The sequence below is a fragment of the Halorubrum sodomense genome (assembly GCF_900111935.1).
GTDB classification, from domain to species: Archaea; Halobacteriota; Halobacteria; order Halobacteriales; family Haloferacaceae; genus Halorubrum; species Halorubrum sodomense.
Map to the genome: position 1 here is coordinate 185,721 of NZ_FOYN01000002.1, position 21,631 is coordinate 207,351.

A 21,631-nucleotide genomic window follows, 5' to 3' on the forward strand; every position below is an offset into this window, starting at 1 on the left:
GACGAGCCGCGCTCAGATACCGAGCGAGTACAGCCGCTTCCGCGCGTCTGTGAAGGAGAACCGAGAGTCGACGACGTCCTCCTCCTCGAGACGCGACAGCGCGTAGCGGACGGTCCGCGGCGGGAGCAGCGTCTCCTCGGCCAGTTCGCTCTGCGTGAGCGTGTCGTTGTAGTCCAGTACCTTCGCGACCAGCTTCGCGCTCGGGGGGAGGTCGCGAACGGCCGCCCAGCGGTCCGCGGTCCCGTCGTCGGCGGTGACGGCATCGGTCGTGCTCATGCGTGTCCCGATCGTCGGGATGCTGTATGATAATATTTACTATCCATTCTAATTACTACTACGTATCTCACGGCGGCGACACCGCGGATCGACTGCGGTGCGGTCCGCCGCCCTCCGCCGTCGACGCCGACGAAACGGGCGGTGTCGTGCCCCCACCCGAAGCCTCTTATCCGCGAGACGCTTTAATAAACACAATGAGCGATACGGTCGACGACGTCGATATGCCCTACGACGAGGGCGCGGCGTCGAAACAAGAGAAGATCGACTCCTTACAGGAGCGACTCGACGTGTTGGAGTCCCAAAACGAGGAGATGCGCGACAAACTCCTCGACGCCAACGCCGAGAACAACAAGTACCAACAGAAGTTAGAGCGGCTCACCCACGAGAACAAGAAGCTGAAGCAGTCCCCGCTGTTCGTGGCGACGGTACAGGAGATCACGCCCGACGGCGCCGTGATCAAACAGCACGGGAACAACCAGGAGGCGCTCACCGAGATCACCGACGAGATGCGGGAGAAGCTCGACCCCGACGACCGCGTCGCGGTCAACAACTCGCTGTCGGTGGTCAAAAAGCTCGAAAAAGAGACGGACGTTCGCGCCCGCGTCATGCAGGTCGAACACTCCCCGGACGTCACCTACGCCGACATCGGCGGGCTCGAAGACCAGATGCAGGAGGTCCGCGAGACCGTCGAGATGCCCCTCGAACACCCCGACATGTTCGAGGACGTGGGGATCACGCCCCCGAGCGGCGTCCTGCTGTACGGCCCGCCGGGTACCGGGAAGACGATGCTCGCGAAGGCCGTCGCGAACGAGACGGACGCGACGTTCATCAAGATGGCCGGCTCCGAGCTGGTGCACAAGTTCATCGGCGAGGGCGCGAAGCTGGTCCGGGACCTGTTCGAGGTCGCCCGCGAGAACCAGCCCGCCGTCCTCTTCATCGACGAGATCGACGCCATCGCCTCGAAGCGCACGGACTCGAAGACCTCGGGCGACGCCGAGGTCCAGCGGACGATGATGCAGCTGCTCTCCGAGATGGACGGCTTCGACGAGCGCGGCGACGTGCGCATCATCGCCGCGACCAACCGCTTCGACATGCTCGACCCCGCCATCCTCCGTCCCGGTCGCTTCGACCGCCTCATCGAAGTGCCGAAACCGGAGACCGAGGGCCGCGAGATCATCTTCCAGATCCACACCCGCAACATGAATCTCGCCGACGGCGTCGACTTCGCGGAACTGGCCGAGATGACCCCCGAGGCCTCCGGAGCCGACATCAAGGCGATCTGTACCGAGGCCGGAATGTTCGCCATCCGCGACGACCGCACGGAGGTCACGCTCGACGACTTCCTCGAGGCCCACGAGAAGCTCAGTCAGGACGACGAGACGAGCGCCGACGACTCGCTGGCGTTCGCCTGATCCCGCCGCGCGGCTGTCCGATTCGGTCGCTCCCTCTCGTTCACCCGTTCCGGGACCGCGACGCTTTCCCTCACAGCGCCGCGACCGCCAGATACGGCACGACGAAAAACAGCAGAAACACCAGCCCCACCGCGAGCGCGTAGCCGACTCCCACGCCGACGAGCGCCCGCCATCCGTCGTTGACCGCGTCAGCGACGTTCATGCCGAACGCATCGCGGCCCGAGACTTAAATCCGCACGCTCGGCTGTCGCGGGAGTCGCGTGACTCCGGCGGCTCGGTCAGACGTCGCCGGCCATCGCCCGGAACAGGCCGTCGGCGAGCGCGTCGCGGTCAACGGTCTCCGACTCCGTCTCCCCGGTGGGGTCGATCTCCGGCTCGATCGTTCCGCCGCCCATCCGCGAGTGGCCACCGCCGTTGGCGTTGTCAATGTCGTCTAACACCGCCGCTATCGCGTTACCCATGTGGACCCGGTCGTCGCGCGACCGCCCCGAGAGGTGGACGGTCCCCTCGCGCTCGCCGATCACCACGACCGCGCTGACTCCCTCCAGTTGGATCAGTTCGTCGGCGGCCTGCGGGATCGCGTCGACGTTGTTCACGCCGCCGACGTCTGCGACTCCGAACGACCCCTCGATGCGCCGTCCCGCGATGGCCCGCGCTTTCACCTCCAACACCTCCGCGTCGACCGCGGGGTTCGCGATGCGGTCGAGGCGGTCCTGGTCGACGCCGGGGTAGAGGTAGGCGGCCGCCGCGAAGTCGGGTTCGCTGGCGCCGACGGTGAGGTGTTTCGTGTCGGCCAAGATCCCGTACAACAGGCCCGTCGCGGTGTCGGTCGACAGCGTCAGACTGCTCCCCGTTTCGCTCGCGTGTTTGTCCGGCGGGACGGGGACCGCGTCGTTGTCCCGGAAGTACTCCGCGACGACCGAGGCGCTCGCCCCGTAGTCGGTCCGCACGTCGGTGAACGCCTCCCCGGCGCCGTCGCCCGGGTGGTGGTCGACGACGGCCATCGGCAACACGCCGTCGGCGCCGGCGAACCCCCGCGGCTCGTTGTGATCGACCAAGACGACCGATTCGGCCGCGAGGTCGCTCACGTGTTTTATCGGCTCCAGTTCGAGGTCGAGAACGGTCCGGAACGCGCGGTTCTCCTGATGGCGGATCTGTCCGGGGTACTGGACGGTCGCATCGACGTCGACCTGGTCTGCGAGGGAGGCCACGCCGACCGCGGCCGACATCGCGTCGGGGTCCGGGTTCGGGTGCATCAGCACCGTTATCTCCTCTTCGTCGGCCAGTAGTCGGCGGAATTTGACTCCCGGCGTCCGCCGAGCGCGGAGGACCACGACGACGACCGCGACGGTGATCAGGACGACGAGCGCCACGCCGACGGCGACTTCCGGGTTCTGCCGAACCATGGCTTCCGCCTGCGAGAATCGGTCGCCGGCCGCGCTCATCGCTCGCATGCGTTGTGGCCAGTCGCTCCCGACACATGAAGGTTCGTTACCGTTCCGATGGACTGAGACCGACGAAAACGCCCGTTATCAGGCGACTGCGAACCGGATCGCCTGCCGTCCGGCCGAGACGCGCTACGCGGTCCGCGCCCGGTACGCGCGCACGGCGTCGCGGTATCCCGAGCGGAACGTCGGGTGGACGAACTCGTAGCCGAGTTCGCGGAGCAGTTCGTTCGAACACCGCTTACTCGTCCGGATTCGACGCTCCGCGGCCGCCGAGAGATCCCCCGCCGCGATCCGTTCGTCCTTCGACAGCTTCTCCGGACGCGGGACGCCGCAGGCGTCCGCGAGCCAGTCCGCGAACGCGTGTTTCTCGACCGGTTCGTCGTCGACGACGAGGACGACGCGGTCGCGAGCGCGGTCCGCCTCCAACAGGTGTCGGATCGATCCCGCGGCGTCGTCGCGGTGGACCATGTTCAGGTAGCCGGCCGTCACCGGTCCCTCCACGTACCGGTCCAGCCGATACCTATCGGGGCCGTACAGCCCCGTGAACCGGACGACCGTCCCGTCGATCCCCGCGTCGGTCGCGCGTTCCGTCGCGATCCGTTCGGCCTCGGCGAGGACGCGAGTCTTCTCCGTGGTCGGCTCGACCGGCGTCTCCTCGTCGACCCACCCTCCGTCGTGGTCGCCGTACACGCCGGTCGAGGAGGTGTACACCAACCGGTCCGGCCGGGACGACCGCGAGCCGTACTCGTCGACGACGTTCGCCAGTCCGTCGACGTACACCTCCCGCGCCGCGTCGGCGCCGCGACCGCCCGAACTGGCCGCGAAGACGACGGCGTCCGCGTCCGGTAGGGCATCCAGCGACGCCGGGTCAGTCGCGTCCGCGCGGACGGCCTCCACCTCGGGCCCGACGGCCGCGACCGCGTCGAGCCCCGAGTCGGACCGACGGACGCCGGTCACCGCGTGGCCGCGGGCGTCGAGCTGTTCCGCCAGCGCTATGCCGACGTAGCCGCAGCCGACGACGACGACCCTCATCGCTTCCGGCGCTCGACGACTGCGAGTATCTCCGCGAGCTGCCCGAGCGTCATCGCGGTTCGCCCCTCCAGCGCCTGCTGGACCTCCTGGCCGGTGAGATCCGCGTCGATCTTCGCGGCGATCGCGTCCACGTCGAGCACCGCGGTCGCCATCCCCATCAGCAGGTGGTCGCGGACCTCAGCCACTATCGCGTCCGCGTCGCGGTCCGGATCCGCCGCCGCGAGGACGGCCGCGGCGTCGGTGAGCGTGACGTCTCCGATGTCGCCGTCGCGGACGGCGGTCGCGTCCGCCTCGGTCAGCCCGACCTCGCCGGCGAGCCGGTCGGTGTCGATCTCCGACGCCGCCTCCGTCATCACCGCCCCGAAGGCGTCGAGCAGGTCCGCCGCCGTCGTCTCGTCGGCGTCGACGTCGGGTCCGTGTCCGCCGTCGTCGACGACCTCGTGGAACATACGCTCACTCCGTCGCCGCGTCTCAAAACGCCTGCGGTCGGACGCGTCCACTCCGGTTCGCGTCTCTCCACTCCCCGGTTTCTCCGGCTCTCACCCCTCCGTACACTCGTCCGCCGCCTCCGGCGACGCGGTCAGCGGTCCCGGACACGGCCAGCCGGCTGAGGTCTCCTCGCGCGTCCCGTCGACGTCGCCGACCCCCGGCGGCCCCGCCGGGACGGCGACGACGATCACCGTTCTCGTCTCGAACGAGATCGGTTCCGTGGCACCCAGCGCGATCGACTCGCCGCTCACGTCGATGCGGACTTCGCCGGCGGTTCGGACGTACTCGAACGGGCGCCCGGGCGTCCCGACGTCCGCACGGAGCGTAAACCGCGGGTACTCCCCGCGCACCCGGACGTTCCACGCGTTGACGGTCGCCACCCAGTACCCGGGAACGGGAGCGACCGGAAGGCCGGCGCCGACGCTCCGAACGGGCTTCGGAACCCGTTTGTCCGGAATCGACGCGACCGCTTTCTTGCCCCGCCTCTCGATCGCAGACTTGAGCTCGTGCCGTCGGATCGCGCGGGACGCGGCCGTCGTCGCGTCGACGAAGCGGGCCGGAACGCGGACCGCGTCTCTCCCGGCCGCCGTCCGCGTCTCGACGCGGAGATGCGCCGCGAGCCCGATCCGCTCGGCCCTCGACAGCGTCCCGATTCGCGCCGCCTCGCGGGCGACTCGGTCCGGGTATTCCCCCTCGCCGACCGCGACGGCTCTGTCTCCGAGCGAGTCGTATTCGGCCCCGACGTTCTCCAACACCGCCCGCCGCTGCTCGCGAGAGAGATCGGTCCGGTCCGCGAGCCGTTCCGCCAGCGCTTCGTCGATGCGTCGCAGCGAGGCGTCGACCCGTCCGGCGAGCGCGCGCCGGTCGGCGCGCAGATCCTCGTCGCCTGTCGCCGCGAGCGCCTCCTCCGCCGCGAGGAGCGACCGCCCGGCGACCCCGATCCGCACGGTGTCGTCGGTGCCGAGGATCCGGTCCGCGATCCCGCCGGCGACGTCGCTGTACGGGAGCGTGGCGTAGTTCACGTTCCTGGTCGCGAGCGGTCGCGTCGTCGTGCCGTCGACGCCCTCGATGCGCTCGCCGTCGACCGCGGTCCGCGGCAGGTATCCCGGCGATCCTTCCGGGGCGAACGTGACGGCGCCGCCCGGGCCCCCGTCACCGACGGCGTAGGTCCCCGGGTCGCGGGCGGCCTCGCGGCTGGCGATCACTTCGCCGACGGGCGGCCCGCCGAAGGCCTCCTTCACCCGATCGAGGACGCCGTTCGTCGCCGCTTTCCGCCTTTCTGCGGCCGATTCCAGTTCCTCGATAACGGCGTCGAGGTACGCGACGCGGGCGGCGACCCGTCCGCGGTCGACCGCGCCGTCGTACCGCCCGGGCGCGTCCCGGAGGGCGTCGCGGCGGTTGCGGACGGTCGCGGCGAGGTCCCTGTACGGGGTCGACTCGCCGGCCGCCGCGTCGGCCATCGACGCCTCCGTCTCGAGGCTGCGGACGCGGTCCGACAGCGCCGAGACGTCGCTCGCGACCCGGTCCAGATCCGCCTCCGATCGGGCGCCGTATACGACCGTCGACCGCGTCTCGCCGCCGCCGTCGACGGCGACCCGCGCCAACTGATCGACGTCGGCGTCCGTCTCGAGGTTCAGTTCCGCCCTCGCGGCCGCCGGCGTGTCGGCGAGATCCGGTCCGTCGACGTCGTTACCACCGGCACCGAACGTCGCCGTCGGTCTGTCGGGCGCGCCGTCGCGCGGCGCGTACGTTCCAGTCACCGAAACCCGGACGCGGTATCGATCCGACGCCTCGTCGCGCGTCACGGTGCGGTCGACGCTGACGTTTCGGACCGTCCCGTTCGGCCCCCGCTCGACGACCCGCCGTTCCCACGTCGCGGTCGCAGCGCGCTCCACGACGACCTCCCGGAGCGCGCCGCCGAACGACACCGTCTCGCCGGGCGAAACCGTCTCGCCGTCGGTTCCCGTCCGGAGGTCGGTTCCGTCGACGACCCGGATTTCCTCCCGCCGCGACGTGTCCACTCGACGCCACGGTTCGGTACGCGACGACCGCGGGCGATCCGGCGTCACCGGGCCGCCGTCGGCGATCCGCGTCGTCTCCGCTTCCACGGTCGCCTCGACGCGGTGGCTCCCCCGAACGATCTCCTCGAGGTCGTCGTGAACTCGGGTCGCCGCGCGGTCGGCCGCGTGGCCGACCTCGACCGACGCCGTCTCGCCCGTCGGATCCGCGGAGGGACTGAACGCCGCGTCTTCGCTCGCCGTCGCGTCTCCGGTCGACGACGCGCCTTCGCCCGCCCCCGTCCCTTCCGCGCCGCTCCCTCTCGTCGGCGTCGGCGCTCCGAGGACGGCGTCGGTCCACGCGGTCTTGTGGGGCCCCATCGGCGACAGCAGATCGCTCACGCCCGTCCGAGCGGTCGCACGGGCGACGCCGCCGCGCGCGTCGGGGTCGCTGGCGCCGAACACGTCCCGCTGGACCCGCACGATCCCGGCGTTGGTCGAAAGCTCCACGTGACGGTTCGCGACGACGTTCTCGACGGGCGCACCGGCGTACTGGGCGTAGCCGCGGGCCCACGCCATCGCGTAGAGACTGGCGGTGATCTGCCGACCGAGGCCGGCTCCCTCGACGGGCCCCCGGTTGAGGCGCGTCTCGAACCGCTCGGTCCGCTCGTGGGCGGCCAGCGTCGGCACGGCGACGGTGACGGTCCGCGATCGCGTCCGGTTCACGACGGTTCGGCCGCCCCGGGTCGCGGTCGTCTCGACGCCCTCGAAGGTGACCCGCGTCGCCGTCCCGTTCGCGGCCGATTCGACGCGGACTCGCTCGCGCGCGGCGACGAGGTCGCGGGCCGACTCGACCGCCGGCAGCGACGCGTCCGCATTGACGCTCCCGGTGTCGCTCTCGACCGCCCCCAACGCCTCCGCCCCGGCGATCGCGAGCCGGATCCGGAACGCGTCCTCGAAGGCGGATCCCTCGCGGACAGCGCGCGACACCGGTCCCGATCCGTTCGGCGCGTTCGTCACGGGTTCCGCGGCCGCGTCGTAGGCGGCCTCGCTGGCCGCGCTCCGGAGCGCGGCGGTCGCGTCGGCGTCGACGCGCTCGACGGCGCGTTCGACCCGCCGGTCCTCCCCGACGAGCCCCTGCCCGGCGAGTCCCGCGGCGTACGCCGAACTCGTCACGAGCAGCAGTACGCCGACGAGCGCGAAGGGGACTCGAGCCCGCTCGTCGACGACGAACGACCGCGCGCTCCGCCCTTCGTTCGACCGATCGCGGCGCAGGTTCCCCACGCTTACCACCTCCGAACGACGATTCGGACGACGCCCTCCGGCGATCGATCCCCTCCGTCCCCGTCGCTGATCCCGCCGGGGATCGGCTGCCTGATGACCACGGCGGCGACGTCCGCGTTCCGCGGCGGCTCGGGACCGACGGCGATCGGATCCCGAGTCGCGGTCGCGGTACCGCTCTCGTCGCCCCCGCCGACCGTCCGCGTCGGCTCCCTCCCGACGGCGATCGAGAACGGATGTGCCGGCTTCTCGATCCACCCGAGGCGGGCCCCGTCGCGCCCTCTGGGCGGGGACCGCTCGTCCGGACTCCGCGCCGTCGGAGCGGCCGCAGTCTCTCGATTTCCGCCGTTCACCGCGGCGTCGACGGCACCGGTGCCGTCCGTCTCCCCGTCGACTTCCACCGTCGCGTCGACCCGCGTTCGCGGACCGAGTCCGGCACGGATGGATTCGGTGGCTCGCCGTTCGAACGCCCCGTCCGCGTCCCGCTCGGCGAGCAGCGCGAGCAGCTCCGCGCGGGTCGCGTGGACCCGTCGCGTTCCGTTCGGCGCGGTACCGTCGCGGTACGTCACGGTCGCGGTCTCGGTGACGAGCCGATCCGCGGCGTCCGTCGCCGTCGGACCGTCCGGGCCGCCGGCGTCGCTCGCGCCGAGCGCGACGACGCTCGCGGAGACGCAGAGCAGCAGCACGCTCACGTCGAGGACGGTGCTGGTCACCGCCACACCACCGCCCGAAGGGTTCCGCGAACGTTCCGGCCGGGCGCCACCCGAACCGTCACCCGCCGCTCGGCGACCGCGACGGCGTCCGGCGACCGCGCTCCGGGCGGTCCCGGGGCGTCCGGACCCGACGCGGCCAGCCACCGCTCGCCGTTCGCCTCCAGCTCGATCGCCGTCGCGGTTCCCGGCGCTTCGACTCTCCGCAGCCGCCTCGGATCGACGACGCCGCCGACGGTGACCGCTCGTTCGGCGCGGTCGAGGGCCGCCTCCGCGGCCCGTCCGGATCGGTCGGGTGCGGCGTCGTCGAGCGCGCCGGCGTACAGGCCGAGCGCGAGGCCGACGACCGTCACCGCGACGAGCGCGGCGATCGGTTCGACGGCGGCGCGGTCGGACGCCGAGAGCGACGCGATCGGTCCCTCGCTCGTCGCAGTCGCGTTCGGTCTCGCGGGATCTCGTGACATCCGCGCGATCACCCGACGAGCGTGACGCGGACGTCTCCGTAGTGTACCCGTCGGACCGTGATCCGCTCCGGAGCGGCCGTCCAGGGAGCTTCGATCGATCGCGCGCGCTCGGCCGCCGCCGCGAACGACGCCGGATCGTCGAACGCTGCGTCGGGGGGAACGCCGTCGAGGACGCGTCGAAGCCGCGCGTCAGTCGTCGCGTTCGATTCCCCCCGGGCCTCCGGTCGTATCACCGGCGTAATCCGCGGTGCGTCGAACGCCGCCCGTGCGGTCCCCGTCCCGCCCGTGAGCGAGACCGATCCGGTCGTGAGTCGGATCCGCTCCGCCGCGATTCCGTGTTCGGCGGTCGCGGGGTACTCCCCGTCAGCGACCGAGTCGATCGTGTGCGCGACGCCGTCGGCGTCTGGCGGCGGCGAGGCCGGAAACGCCGCGGCCACGCCGGCCGTCGCGACGCTCACCACGGCTAAGCCGAGCCACGCGTACGTCGCGTCGAGGTTCGTCTCGAACATGGGGCGGCTGGCCGCGGCTTCGTATATAAATGATCGGCGCCGGGGAGCCGGTTCCGCCCGTCGTCGCACTCGCCGCCGTCGGCCCCTCACAACAGGAGCCCGGCGCCGGCGAACGCGACGAGGAACGTCGCGGTGGCCGTCGGCAGCGCGATGCCGATCCGGTAGGCCACCAGCGTCCGGTCGAATCCGCGTTCCAGCCCGGTCGCCAACCCGGTGAGGAGCGCGGCGAGCAGCAGCACGTACGCCCCCACGATCCGCCCGAGCACCGGTACCGACAGGGCTCCCGAAGCACCGGTCGCACCGTTTCCCCCCGCCGCCGCCGTCCCGCTTTTCGCCCCCGCGCCTCCGCCGAGCGCGTCCGCCCCTGCGGCCGCCCCGGCCCCGAGCCCGCCGACGTCGACCGTCTCGATCCCCGTCGCGAGCGCGACGGTCGCTCCGCCCACGAGCGGCGCGAACACGGCCGCGGTGTTCGAGAGCGTTCCCGTTACCGTCGCGAGCTGGCGTCGCGCGTCGCGTTCGAGGTCGCGCAGGGCCTCCAGCTGATCCGCGAGCTCCAACAGGACGTCGCCCGCCGGGCGGCCCTCCCGCGCGGCGACGGCGAGGAGCGCGATCGCGCCGCGGAGCCTGGGCGACGGAACGTCGGCCGCCGGCCCGCCCCGTCCGAGAAACGCCTCGCGGACGCCCACTCGGAGCGTGTCGCTGCGCCGCCCGGCGCGCTCGAACACCTCGCCGGTCGCGCCGTCGAGCCGATCGCCGGCGTTCGCGACCGCGGTCTCGACCGCGACGCCCTCGGCCACGTCCCCGCCGATCACGGTCATCGCGTCCGGGAGCCCTCGCTCGACCTCGCGGACGTCCGACAGCACGGCCCGCCGGGGTCTCACGAGGACGAACAGCGCCGTTCCGATACCGACGCCGACTCCCGCGACCGGCCACGCCCACGGCGCGACGGCTCGCGCGGCCACGACGGCCGCCGCCGCCCCGAGGACGCAGCCGACGAGGAGCGCGCGGCCACTTCGATCCGGTACGTCGGGATGATCTCCGCTGATGCGCGGCGGCGGAAACGCGACCGGTCGACGCGAGAGCAACCACGCCGAGGCGGCGACCAGCCCTCCGGGAAGCACGACGAGATACAGCCCGGCGACGAGCCCGGGACCGATCGCGACGCCGGCGGCGGCGCCCGCGGGGAGCAGCGCGATGAGCGCCAGCGGCAGTAGCACTCCGAACGCGTACAGCGCGGAGACCGGTCCCCGAACCGCCCCGACGAACGACGCGAGTCGGTCCGTCGTTCCGGAGAGCGTCGCGTCGAGCGCGCGGTCCAGACACCGCCCGCGACGCTCCGGCGGCGCGGTCGCCGCCGTTCGGACGAGCGCCGCGGCGCGATCGATCGCGGGGAACCAGGGGCGCCACTCCCGGGCGAACGCCTGAATCCCGCTCGTCGGCCCGTCGGCGCTCCCGCGCTCGTGTCGGGAAAGCGCCGCCGCCAGCGGTCCGTCCCCGGTCCGGGCGGCGAACCGCACGGCGCGCTCGGTCGAGGGGTCGAGTCGCATCCGTAACACGAGTCGACCGACGAGCCCCGGCGCCGCGCCGAGCGCCCGCGTCCGCCGAAGCGACGCGAGCCACACCGGCGCCCGGTGGATCGCGTGTACGCCGCCGACTGCCGCGGCCAACCCCGCCGGCACGGCCGCAACCGCACCGGCGACGAGGGCCGTGACGACGGTGACCGCGGCGCCGACGGCGACGCCGATCCGGTACCCGGCGGCGACGACGCGCTCCGCGGTGCTCTCCCATCCGAGGAACGCGACCGCACGCCGCAGTTCCTCCGAGGCGGTCGATTCGTCCGCCGTAGCCGACCCGCCCGCCGTAGCCGACCCGTCCGCGTCTGCCGATCGCGTCTCGCTCATCGCTCGTCACCCCCGCGTTTCGGCGTTTCCCCGCCGTGTGAACCGCCTGATCGGTCGTCGGTCTCGTCGGTTCCACCGCCGACCCCGTCGCCTCCGGCGTACCGCCTCGGCGCGGTCCGTCCCGCTCGAACCGCCTCGCGAATCCGGTCACTCCGGCTGTCGACGACGTCTCGAACCGCCGCGTACGACTCGTTTGGGGCGCCGAGCCCCTCGATTAACCGACTCTCGCCGCGGTCGATTCGCCCCGTCCCCACGAGCCCTCGATCGGTCCGCTCGAACAGCGGGTCGAAGCTCACGCCGCCGTCGTGGTCGTCTACCTCGACGATCGACTCGACGCGGTGGTAATCGAGAACCGCGATCAGGTCGGTCGCGGCGAACGACGAGCGCGCGACTCCGAGATCGGTGACGACGCGCTCTTCGACCGCCGCCGGGTCCTCGCCGTGGATCGTCCCCAGCACCGTCTCGCCGGCGGCGCCGACGCGCATCGCCTCGTACAGCGCCTGTGCCTCCTCGCCGCGCACCTCGCCGACGGTGATCGCGCCGCCGCCCATGCGGAGCGCCGTCCGGACGGCGTCCGCCGGCGCGAGTTCGGCCCCGTCCCCGACGCGGAGCCGCTGGGTGTCCCGCCCGGCGTCCGCGAGGGCGTCCACCGGGAGTTCCGGCGTGTCTTCGATGGCGACCGTTCTGGTCCCGGCGGGCAGTTCCCACAACAGCGACCCGAGCGCCGTCGTCTTCCCGGCCGCTCGCCCGCCGGCTATCAGCCCCGTCACGCCCCGTTCGACCGCGACCGACAACAGCCCGGCGGCCGCGGGCGTGAGCGTGTCCGCGGACACCAGCCGGGCGAGCGTCCACGCCTCCGGGTCGCCGCGTCGGAAGGTGAACGAGAGCCCGTCGCTGGCGGGCGCCGTGGTCGCGGCGACCCGAACGCGACCGGTCTCCGACTCGATCGTCGCGTCGAGCGTCGGCGTCGCCCGCGAGAACGCCCGGCCGCTCGACCGTCGAAGCCGCGACGCGAGCGTGGCGGCCCCCTCCGGAGGGAGTCGCACGTTCGTCCGGCACCGCTCGCCGTCGAGGACCACGCGCAGGGGGTTCTCCGCGACCGGCGCCGTCACCGTCGCGTCGCTCACCCTCTCGTCGGCGAACACGTGTTCGAACACCCCGTAGCCGTGGGTGTGTCGCCGCAGTATCTCGGTCAGGTCCGCGACCGGATCGCCGCCGTCAGCGGCCGCTCGGACCGCCCGTCCGGGCGCCCTGTCGCCGCCGCCGGGATCGTCGAGCAGCCGCTTCCGCGCGGCGGCGAGCGTCGCCGCGGCGTCGGCGTTCAGGTCGGTCGTCGGCGGCGTGAGGTGGTACGTTCGGAGCGAGTCGTCGCCCGCGTAGAGCCGGACCGTCGCGCCGGTCGGCACCGTCCAGCGGTCGACCAGCGTCGCGCCCGGAGGCGGCGCGGCAGCGACGCGCGCGGTCGCGGCCGTCGGCCCGACGTGCGCCCGCAAGATCCCCTCCAGGTCGCGGTCGCCGTCGGCCTCGATCCCGCCTCCGCTCAGTTCTTCGACGGCCGACAGCAGCCCGGTTTCACGCGCGATCCGCTTCGCGGAGCCCGCGCGTCCGCTCGCCTCCCTCGCCGCGCCGAGCGGCTCGCGGACGACTCGGTCGGCGAGCCGCTCTTCGTGGAACTCGACCCGCTCGGCGAACCGGCCCGCGGCGACCAGGAAATCGGCCGCGCCGTCGGCGTAGGACCGCTCCCGTCCGCGGTGCCGAGTCCTGATCACGTCGGCGCCGCGGTCGGTGAGCGCCGCGATAACGGTCGCGAGGCAGTCTCGGCTCGCTGCGAGGTCGCCCCGCCCGGGACAGTCGTCGGCGTCGACGTCGAGCACCACCCGGTCCTCGACGCCCGTTCCCACGGGCTCGCGGAACGTCGGATCGCACCGACATTCGCCGGGGTCATCGTCGATCCACGGGAGCGCCCGGAGCGGCGTCCCGCCGACTCCGTCGGCGACGCCCGCGCTGAGATCCAAATTCATGGCGGGCGTGCCCGCGGTATCGTATATAAACGATCGGCTCGCCGAACCGGAGCGGCCCTCGGTCGCTCCGATTCACCCGACCCGACTGATCCGGATCGTCGGTCCCCCGTCGTCGACGTACTGGACCCGAATGCGGCTCGCCCCGCCCGGGCGGAGTTCGATCGGTCCGCCGACGAGTTCGACCGCCGTCCGCGCGGGTCCCGTTCCGATCCGAAACTCGCGCTCGGGCCGGTCGCCGACCCGGTACGCGAGCGCGGCGCTCCCCGGTCGGTCGGGCGATTCCACGAGCGCGACGCGGTCGACGTCCGCCGCGGCGAATCCGGTCGGAACGCGGACGAGGACGGTCGTCTGCGCCGCCATCGCGGGGTCGCCCACGGGCGTCGATCCGGAGACGACGCCCCCGATCGCCCGCTCCAACCGGTCCGCCTCGGCACCGATCCGGTCGGTCGTCGTCGTCGTCCGAGCCGTCTCGATCGCTGGCATCGACGCCGCGAGCAGCGCGACCGCCACGAGGACGGTGAGCACCACGCGGATCACGGCTCGGTCACAGCGACTCCCGGAGCCGGTCGAGCGCGTCGGCCGCCCACGCGTCGCCGTCGCCGCTTCCGTCGCCGTCGGCGTCTCGACCGAGGGACCCGTCGCCGCCCCCGTCACGCGGTCCCGACGCGGAACGGTCGTCGGGAAGCGCGGCGTCGAGGGCGCTCTCCGAGGGCACGGCGTCGCCGGTGTCGTCGGTCGGCGTCGCGTCGCGCCGTCGAGACCGGCGATCGGATCGGTCGGCGGCGGCGTCCCCGCGCTCCCCGCTCCGCTCGCGGGCTCCGTCGACCTCCCGGCCGGCTTCCGTCGCCCGTGCCAGCGCGAGGTCGGCCCGCCGCTCGACCTCGCGGTTGACCGCCCTGACCGACCCCGCGTAGCCGCGGATCGCCTGGGTCGCCGCCTCCAACTCCGCGACGCGCTCCTCGAGGTCGTCGAGCCGCGATTCGAGCCGATCGCGCTCGGCCGTCGCCTCCGCGTCCGCGACGGCGTCGGCCGGCCGCGCGTCGCTCCCGGTCACCGCGCGCTCGACGGCGCGGAGGCGGGACTCGATCCGGTCGGTCGACCCGTTCGCTCCGGTCGTCGCCTCCGTCCCCGGCCTCGGCGGCGCCGCGTCCGTTTCCGCTCCCGGACCGGCGCTCTGTCCGTTGTCGCTCATGCGACCGGCTGGCCGCGTCTCCACTCTTAAACCTCGGGGAAACAGTATTCACCGGGGAACGGGAATGTCTCGCTATGAAGGCAGTCCTCCTCGGCGTCGGACAGGCGGGCGGCAAGCTCACGACCGCCCTCGCGGAGTTCGACGCCGACGCCGGCTACGGCGCGGTCCTCGACGCGCTCGCCGTCAACACCGCCGCGGCCGACCTCGACCCCCTCCCGCTCGAAACGGTCCTCGTCGGGCAGTCGCGCGTCAACGGCCACGGCGTCGGCGGCGACAACGAACTCGGCGCGGAAGTGATGGACGAGGACGCCGTCGAGGTGCTCGACGCGCTCGCCCCGAAGGTCACCGCGGCGGCCGAGGCGGTGTTCGTCGTCGCGGGCCTGGGCGGCGGGACGGGCTCCGGCGGCGCGCCGGTCCTCGTCCGCGAGCTGAACCGGGTGTACGACGTGCCCGTCTACGCGATCGGTATCCTCCCCGGCCGCGACGAGGGGACGATGTATCAGGTGAACGCCGGGCGGTCGCTCAAGACGCTCGTCCGCGAGGCGGACGCGACGATCCTGCTCGACAACGACGCGTGGCGCTCCTCGGGGGAGTCCATGGAGGGCGGCTACGAGGCGATCAACGCCTCGATGGCGAAGCGGATCGGGCTCATCTTGGCGGCCGGCGAGGCGGTCGAGGGCGTCGGTGAGTCCGTCGTCGACACGAGCGAGGTGATCAACACGCTCCGCGCGGGCGGGATGGCCGCCGTCGGCTTCGCCTCGGCGCCCGCGGCCGAGGACGCGGAGGAGAACGTCACCACGGTGACGAGCGCGGTCCGCAGCGCGGTGATGACCGGGCTCTCCCTGCCGAACGCCACCGACGCCGACGCGGCCCTCGTCGCGGTCGCCGGCGACCCGGACCGGATCTCGCGGAAGGGCGCGGAGAAGGCCCGCAAGTGGCTCCAAGAGGAGACGGGCTCGATGCAGGTCCGCGGCGGCGACTTCCCGCTCGACTCCGACCGGATCGCCGCCTTGGTCCTCCTCGCGGGCGTCGAGCGTTCCCAGCGGGTGGAGGCGTTCTTGGAGCGCGCCAGGCAGGCGGTCCGCGACGAGCCCGAGGAGAAGTCCGACCCGGCGGCCGCGTTCGAGAACGACGAGATCGACGACCTGCTGTGAGGCGGCCGCGACGCCCGAAGCCCGGCGGCGAGTCGGGCGACGCGTCCGGCCGACGGGACAGGTTCCGCACCTTTTTGGTCTCGCCCGGTGGAGTCTCGCCCGATGACCAACCCGTGGGACGACTGGGACCACGTGCTGAAGGTCGACCCCGACAAGGACCTACAGCCGGGCGAGACCTTCGAGGACGTCTGCCGGACCGGGACGGACGCGATCGAGATCGGCGGGACCCTCGACGTCACCGCGGAGAAGATGACGCGCGTCGTCGACGCCGCCGCGGAGTACGACGTGCCGCTGTACCAGGAGCCGTCGAACCCGGGCGTCGTGATCGACTCGCCGGCGCTCGACGGCTACCTGATCCCGACCGTGTTCAACGCGGGCGGTCCCTTCTGGATCACGGGCGCGCACAAGGAGTGGGTCCGCATCGACGACCTCGACTGGAGCCGGACCCACACCGAGGCGTACATCGTCCTCAACCCGGACGCCGCGGTCGCGGAGCTGACCGACGCGAACTGCGACCTCGCGGCCGACGACGTGGGGGCGTACGCGAAGGTGGCCGAGCGCATGTTCGGCCAGGAGATCGTCTACGTCGAGTACTCCGGGACTTTCGGCGACACAGAAAAGGTCGCGGCCGCCCACGACGCCCTCGACGACGCCACGCTCTTCTACGGCGGCGGGATCCACGACTACGAGTCGGCAAACGAGATGGCCGCCCACAGCGACGTGATCGTCGTCGGCGACCTGCTCCACGACGAGGGCGTCGACGCCGTCCGCGAGACGGTGAAGGGCGCGAAGGACGCGCACGACGCCTAAACGTCCTTCAGTTTCCTGGCTCTCCCGCTGATTCGTCCGCTGCGGGGATCGCTTACTTCGCTCGCGGATGCTCTCCAGGGCGAAGACAGTCGATCTGCTGGACTGAGCGGGTCAGCGATACGGTCGGCGCGTGCCTCCGAGCGCCTATCGGGCGCGAGGAGCACGCGCGAGGGAGTCGGTGGTCCGGAGCGAAGCGGAGGACCACCGACGAGGCTGGGGAGGTGTGAGGTGCTGTGCGGTGCCGTGCGGGGTGGGACTCAAAGGGGCAGCCGCGAGGGTGAAGGCGCGCGACGCAAGGACCGCAGGCGCGAACGGAGTGAGCGCCGAGGACCACAGCGAGCGCACCGAGCCCTCGCGGCTGGGGCTTTGGTGGCAGTCACCGCAGTCTCGGCTTCGGAGTCACACCGTCGAGCGGCCGGCGGTTCCGAACCACCGTCTTCCCGTAACGCTTCTCAGGCGTCCCCCTCAAGCATGTTCTCGACGTACTTCGCGATCACGTCCACCTCTAGGTGGACCGGGTCGCCGACCGACTTCTCCGAGAGCGTCGTCAGCTCGTAGGTCGTCGGGATGACCGCCACGTCGAACTCGTCGCCGCGCTTCTCGGCGACCGTCAGCGAGATGCCGTCGAGCGTCACGGAGCCCTTGTCGACGAGGTAGCGGTCCTGTCCCGACGGAATCGCGAAGGTGAACCGCCAGTCCTCGCCGACGCGCTCGATCCCCCTCACCTCCGCGACGGTGTCGACGTGGCCCTGGACGACGTGGCCGTCGAACCGCCCGTCGGCGGGCATCGCGCGCTCGACGTTGACAGCGTCGCCCTCGCGCACGTCGCCGAGGTACGTCTTCGCGACCGTCTCGCTCGCGAGGAACACATCGAACCACTCGCCGCCGTCGGCGTCACCGCCGTGGCCCGCTCCGGCCGCGCCGCCGTCGACGCCGTACTCCTCGACGGTCAGGCAGACGCCGCTCACGCTGATCGACTGGCCGTGACCGAGGTCGTCGAACCCGTCGACGCCGATCCGCAGCCGCAGCCCGTCGTCAGTCTCGGTCCGCTCGCGGACCGTGCCGGTGCCCTCGACGATGCCGGTGAACATACCGGATCTGGGGGCGGGCGACGGTTATCGGTTCTGGGTCCGCGCGGTCGCGGCGGCGGCCGGCTCCGCCGGGCGGCGCCGTCGCCGTCGCGCGGCGGAGCCGGGCCGAGCCGGGCCGAGCCGTCGCCGCGTTCCTTTTGCCTCCCGGGAATCAACGGGGGCGCAATGCGACTCGGACTGCTGGACATGATCGGGCTGGCGGGATCGCTCGTCTTCGCGCTCCCGCTGGCGAACTACGCCGTCATCCGGCTGTTCGCCGGCGAGGTCGCGCTCGGCGTCGGCCTGTTTGTCGTCGCCGCCGCGATGGTCGTCCTCCCGCAGTACTTCCTCGACCCGGCTCGGATCGCCCGCAGGCTCTTTTCGGGACTGTTGCCCCGCCAGCTGCGCGGCGATACCGACAGCGCGGACGCCGGCCGCGAAAGCGGCGCAGACGAGTCCGAGTCGCCGGACGCCGCAGCGGTCGACGGCGACGACGCGACGGGGCGGTAGGCCGCCGCCGCTCAGGTCGGGTCCGCGTCCGGCACGATACCGAACGGGTACTCGGCCAGCAGCTCGTACCCCTCGTCGGTGACGAGGACCAGGTCCTCCAGCCTGACGCCCCCGATTTCGGGGTCGTAGACGCCGGGCTCGACCGTCACCACGTGGCCCGGTCGGAGTTCGCCCGCGCCCGACAGCGACGGTCCCTCGTGGAGGCTCACGCCGACGCCGTGGCCGGTCCCGTGCGTGAAGCCGGCCTCGCCCTCGCCCGCGTTCGGCTCAAACCCGTACGCGGTGAGCTCCGCGGCCGCCTCGCCGTGGACCGCCTTGGCCGGGACGCCGGGTTCGACCTCGTCGAGCGCGGCCTCGCGGGCGGCCTCGACCGCGACGTACGCCCGGCGCTCCCACCCGCCGTCGCCGTCGACGACGAACGTCCGCGTCACGTCGCCGTGGTACCCGTCCGGGCCGCGCGGCGAGATATCGATCAACACCGTCTCGCCGGGACGGATCGGGTCGCTGCCGACGTAGTGGAGGTCGGCCGCCGACGGGCCGGCGCCGATCACCGTGTTGCCCGCGTCGCGCACCCCGCGAGCAGCGAGGACGCGGTTCGCCTCGCGGCGGAGCCGCTCGGTCGTCAGCGGCTCGCCTTCCCAGCGGAGCGGGGGTCGGCGGTCGTCGTCGGACCGGCCGTCTCCGCCGCTCCCGTCGGCCCCCTCGACGGCCTCGCTTTCGACGGCCTCGCTCTCGGCGAGGACCGCCTCGGCGCGGGCCATCCCGGCGACCGCCGCGCGCTGAACTCTCCGGAGCCGGTCGACCTCCGCGGGCGTCTTGCGCGCCCGAGCGGCCGCGACCGCGTCCGTCGACGAGAGGTCGTTACCCGCGCGCTCCAGGTACACCGCGGCGTCGTGGGGGATCGACGCGGGAGCGAGGACGGTCGGACCGTCGTCCTCGGCCGCGGCGCTCGCGCCGTCGACGAGGTCGTCCACGACCGCGGCGGCGCGCTCGCCGGCGTGGTCGCCGACGCCTTCGGTCCGGACCTCGCGGATGACCCCGTCGTGAAACGCGCGGTCGTCCGCGTCGGCATCGTCGGTCGGATCCGCGGTCGACTCGCGGGCGACCGCGACGAACTCCCGCTCCGCCTGCTCGCGGAACAGCGCGGGGGCACAGAGGACCGCGCGCCCAGCCGGCGAGTTCGCCGTCGGCTCGTCGTCTCCGTCCGTCGCTCCGCCGCTCGGAACGACGACCAGCGCGTACGGCCGGTCGGGCCCGGAAAAGCGCGTGAGGTAACGCAGGTCGTCGTCGAAGCGGTCCCCGACCGCGACGAACGCGGCCGCGTCGGCCTCGCGGACCGCCTCGACGACGGGGCGGAGGTCGGTCCGGAGGGGGGCGGCCGCTCCCTCGGCGCCTCCCGGCGCCGCGTCCTCCCCGCTCACGGCTCCGGTTCGGGCACCGCCAGCTCGGCCTGGACCTCCTCGACGAGATCCTGGGCCGGCTCCTCGCGGAGCTCGTTGAACAGCAGGACGCTGATCGGGAGCGTCGGCGCGCCGCCGATGAGGCTCTCCATGATCACGAGGCGCTCGCGAGCCCGAGACATCCCGACGTAGAAGACGCGGCGCTCGTTGTCGGTGAGGACGGGGACGGGGCTCGTCGCCTTCGTGAACTCCTCGACGCCGTCGATGTCGGTCGGGTCGTCGATGGAGGCGGCCATCTGCTCGACCACCTTCTCGGTGAGGTCGGTCGCGACGAACACGTGATCGGCCTCGCGGCCCTTCGCGGAGTGGATGGTGCCGACCCGGACGCGGGTGGGATCGGTCCCCTGGTAGTCGCCCTCGAAGTACGCGCCCATCGACTTGCGCTGGAAGCTCGTCACCTTCCGGACCATGTCGTCGGCGCTCGCGGTGTCCGGCATGAAGGGGATGTACTCGTCGAGCGTGTCGGCCGCGATATCGATGTCGGCGACGTCGTCGGCGTCGGCCGCCTCCTCGCGGTCGTCGAGGAAGTCGTAGAACTCCTCGCGGTCGTGGGTCCCGAACGCCGACTCCTGGAGCATGTCGGCCAACCGCCGCGCCTCCAGCCCGGTCACGGGCTCGTCGGCCTCGGCCTTCTCGATGGCGCTGACGTAGTCCTGGACGCGATCGGTCCACATCCGTCCGTCGGTGAGCATGGAGAAGGGGATCCCGTGGCCGATGAACTCGTCGATGAAGTCGAACATCTGGTAGCGGGCGCGGAACAGACACATGATGTCGCCCTCGTCGTCTTCGACCGTGTACCGGACGTTCCGGACGAGTTCGAGCATCGAGGGCGACTCGATCGCCTCGACGGTGCCGCCCTCCTTGCGCGGGTGGAGGTCCTTCTCCTGGCGCTTGTCGATGTGGCGGATCTCGGCGTTGACGACGTTGAGGATCTCGGAGGGGAGCCGGTAGGAGTTCGGGAGGACTACGTCCTCGTCGACCTCGGTGTCCAGGAGGAGGTCGGGGTCGGCGCCCTGCCACGCGTAGACGACCTGGTCGTCGTCGCCGGCGATGAGCACCTTCTCCATGTGCGGGCGCCACTCCTCGAAGACGTTGTACTGGAGCGTCGTGATGTCCTGGAACTCGTCGATGATCAGGTAGTCGACGCTGGGGACGAGCGAGCGCTGCGCGACCCGTTCGAGCATGTCCGCGAAGCCGACGAGGTCGTTGTCGCCCTTGTACGCGCGCCACGCCCGGATCGTCTCCGGGATGTCGATGCGCTCGTCGTCCGAGGGCCACGTGGGCGTGTACTTGTTCCCTTCCTGGGCGTTCGGGTCCTCCTCGGGCGGGAGCCTGACCTCCTCGACGTCCCACTGGAAGGGGACCTCGTACCAGTCGGCCACGTCGCGCTCGGTCCGCTGGAGCCACTGGGAGGTGGCGATGATCTTGTTGCCGATCGTCGTCGAGCGGGCGGTCCGGCGGCCGGCGCCGCCGTGCTGGTCCTCGAACTCGATGCCGTACTCCTCGCAGAACGACTCCTTGTCGTCCTCGCCGACGACGTCGCCCCGAGAGAGGTCGAGCAGTTCGTACGCCTTCGCGTGCATCGTGCTCACGTTCCCCTGGAGGCTGCGGGGGGAGACGTCGAGCCGCTCGGCGAGCCGCTCGCGGATCTCCGCTGCGGCCGCGCGCGTGTACGAGACGACGAGCACGTCGCGGACCTCCGCGTCCTCCGCTTCGAGGATCCCCTCGACGCGGTCCAAGAGCGCGGTCGTCTTCCCGCTCCCGGGCCCCCCGAACAGCCGCGTCACCGTGGTATCGGTCATTGTTACCTCCAGATTCCGGTTCTCCTTAAACGCCGTGGCTCCGTGGTCGTCGACACGGGTTCCGGTCCGGCCGCGACGGGTCGGCGTTTCATC

20 protein-coding genes are annotated in these 21,631 nt (G+C 72.2%); 4 read left to right on the forward strand and 16 right to left on the reverse strand.

What is annotated here, in order from left to right; translation table 11 throughout:
- Positions 1–12: 12 nt before the first annotated feature.
- Complete coding sequence (locus BM286_RS05860; RefSeq protein ID WP_049931722.1) at positions 13–276, reverse strand: MarR family transcriptional regulator; 264 nt, start codon at positions 274–276, stop codon at positions 13–15.
- Positions 277–470: 194 nt separating this feature from the next.
- On the opposite strand from BM286_RS05860, the gene pan1 reads away from it, so the two are divergent.
- Positions 471–1,688 (forward strand): proteasome-activating nucleotidase Pan1, encoded by a 1,218-nt coding sequence (gene pan1 / locus BM286_RS05865; protein WP_092920654.1) that lies wholly within the window; start codon positions 471–473, stop codon positions 1,686–1,688.
- A gap of 70 nt (positions 1,689–1,758) precedes the next feature.
- On the opposite strand, the gene BM286_RS15905 is transcribed toward pan1, so the two are convergent.
- From BM286_RS15905 to BM286_RS05920, 12 genes are all read right to left on the reverse strand, one after another.
- On the reverse strand, positions 1,759–1,890 hold the full coding sequence (locus BM286_RS15905; RefSeq protein ID WP_281245268.1) for a hypothetical protein: 132 nt from the start codon (positions 1,888–1,890) through the stop codon (positions 1,759–1,761).
- A 76-nt stretch (positions 1,891–1,966) separates the two neighbouring features.
- Positions 1,967–3,142, reverse strand: coding sequence for a DHH family phosphoesterase (locus tag BM286_RS05870; protein WP_092920655.1), 1,176 nt, complete (start codon positions 3,140–3,142; stop codon positions 1,967–1,969).
- Positions 3,143–3,265: 123 nt separating this feature from the next.
- Positions 3,266–4,168: an NAD-dependent epimerase/dehydratase family protein gene (locus BM286_RS05875; protein ID WP_092920656.1), complete on the reverse strand. Its 903-nt coding sequence runs from the start codon at positions 4,166–4,168 to the stop codon at positions 3,266–3,268.
- Complete coding sequence (locus tag BM286_RS05880) at positions 4,165–4,617, reverse strand: DUF5791 family protein (protein ID WP_092920657.1); 453 nt, start codon at positions 4,615–4,617, stop codon at positions 4,165–4,167. Before BM286_RS05880 ends, BM286_RS05875 begins: the two co-directional genes overlap by 4 nt.
- A gap of 90 nt (positions 4,618–4,707) precedes the next feature.
- On the reverse strand, positions 4,708–7,947 hold the full coding sequence (locus BM286_RS05885) for a DUF7286 family protein (protein ID WP_092920658.1): 3,240 nt from the start codon (positions 7,945–7,947) through the stop codon (positions 4,708–4,710).
- Positions 7,941–8,648, reverse strand: a complete 708-nt coding sequence (locus BM286_RS05890; protein ID WP_245779329.1) for a DUF7284 family protein — start codon at positions 8,646–8,648, stop codon at positions 7,941–7,943. The genes BM286_RS05885 and BM286_RS05890 overlap by 7 nt, the downstream gene beginning before the upstream one ends.
- Positions 8,645–9,109 (reverse strand): DUF7285 family protein, encoded by a 465-nt coding sequence (locus BM286_RS05895; protein ID WP_092921313.1) that lies wholly within the window; start codon positions 9,107–9,109, stop codon positions 8,645–8,647. The genes BM286_RS05890 and BM286_RS05895 overlap by 4 nt, the downstream gene beginning before the upstream one ends.
- A gap of 8 nt (positions 9,110–9,117) precedes the next feature.
- On the reverse strand, positions 9,118–9,618 hold the full coding sequence (locus BM286_RS05900; RefSeq protein ID WP_092920660.1) for a DUF7283 family protein: 501 nt from the start codon (positions 9,616–9,618) through the stop codon (positions 9,118–9,120).
- A gap of 86 nt (positions 9,619–9,704) precedes the next feature.
- Positions 9,705–11,519: a type II secretion system protein gene (locus BM286_RS05905; RefSeq protein WP_092920661.1), complete on the reverse strand. Its 1,815-nt coding sequence runs from the start codon at positions 11,517–11,519 to the stop codon at positions 9,705–9,707.
- Positions 11,516–13,540: an ATPase, T2SS/T4P/T4SS family gene (locus BM286_RS05910; RefSeq protein ID WP_092920662.1), complete on the reverse strand. Its 2,025-nt coding sequence runs from the start codon at positions 13,538–13,540 to the stop codon at positions 11,516–11,518. Before BM286_RS05910 ends, BM286_RS05905 begins: the two co-directional genes overlap by 4 nt.
- Positions 13,541–13,612: 72 nt before the next feature.
- Complete coding sequence (locus BM286_RS05915; protein WP_092920663.1) at positions 13,613–14,077, reverse strand: DUF7311 family protein; 465 nt, start codon at positions 14,075–14,077, stop codon at positions 13,613–13,615.
- A 7-nt stretch (positions 14,078–14,084) separates the two neighbouring features.
- Positions 14,085–14,732: a DUF7310 family coiled-coil domain-containing protein gene (locus BM286_RS05920; protein WP_092920664.1), complete on the reverse strand. Its 648-nt coding sequence runs from the start codon at positions 14,730–14,732 to the stop codon at positions 14,085–14,087.
- Positions 14,733–14,806: 74 nt separating this feature from the next.
- Between BM286_RS05920 and BM286_RS05925 the strand changes: the two genes are divergently transcribed.
- Positions 14,807–15,886 (forward strand): FtsZ/tubulin family protein, encoded by a 1,080-nt coding sequence (locus tag BM286_RS05925; RefSeq protein ID WP_092920665.1) that lies wholly within the window; start codon positions 14,807–14,809, stop codon positions 15,884–15,886.
- 102 nt (positions 15,887–15,988) lie between these two features.
- On the forward strand, positions 15,989–16,696 hold the full coding sequence (locus BM286_RS05930; protein WP_092920666.1) for a phosphoglycerol geranylgeranyltransferase: 708 nt from the start codon (positions 15,989–15,991) through the stop codon (positions 16,694–16,696).
- A gap of 452 nt (positions 16,697–17,148) precedes the next feature.
- On the opposite strand, the gene BM286_RS05935 is transcribed toward BM286_RS05930, so the two are convergent.
- A complete protein-coding gene (locus BM286_RS05935; protein WP_092920667.1) occupies positions 17,149–17,787 on the reverse strand; it encodes a riboflavin synthase in 639 nt (212 codons plus the stop codon).
- A 165-nt stretch (positions 17,788–17,952) separates the two neighbouring features.
- Here BM286_RS05935 and BM286_RS05940 point away from each other — a divergent pair, with 165 nt between their 5' ends.
- Positions 17,953–18,276, forward strand: a complete 324-nt coding sequence (locus BM286_RS05940; protein WP_092920668.1) for a DUF7533 family protein — start codon at positions 17,953–17,955, stop codon at positions 18,274–18,276.
- A gap of 11 nt (positions 18,277–18,287) precedes the next feature.
- Here the strand turns inward: BM286_RS05940 and BM286_RS05945 are convergent, their stop codons facing one another.
- Complete coding sequence (locus BM286_RS05945) at positions 18,288–19,697, reverse strand: M24 family metallopeptidase (RefSeq protein WP_092920669.1); 1,410 nt, start codon at positions 19,695–19,697, stop codon at positions 18,288–18,290.
- Positions 19,694–21,538, reverse strand: coding sequence for a UvrD-helicase domain-containing protein (locus BM286_RS05950; RefSeq protein ID WP_092920670.1), 1,845 nt, complete (start codon positions 21,536–21,538; stop codon positions 19,694–19,696). Before BM286_RS05950 ends, BM286_RS05945 begins: the two co-directional genes overlap by 4 nt.
- Positions 21,539–21,631: the final 93 nt, after the last annotated feature.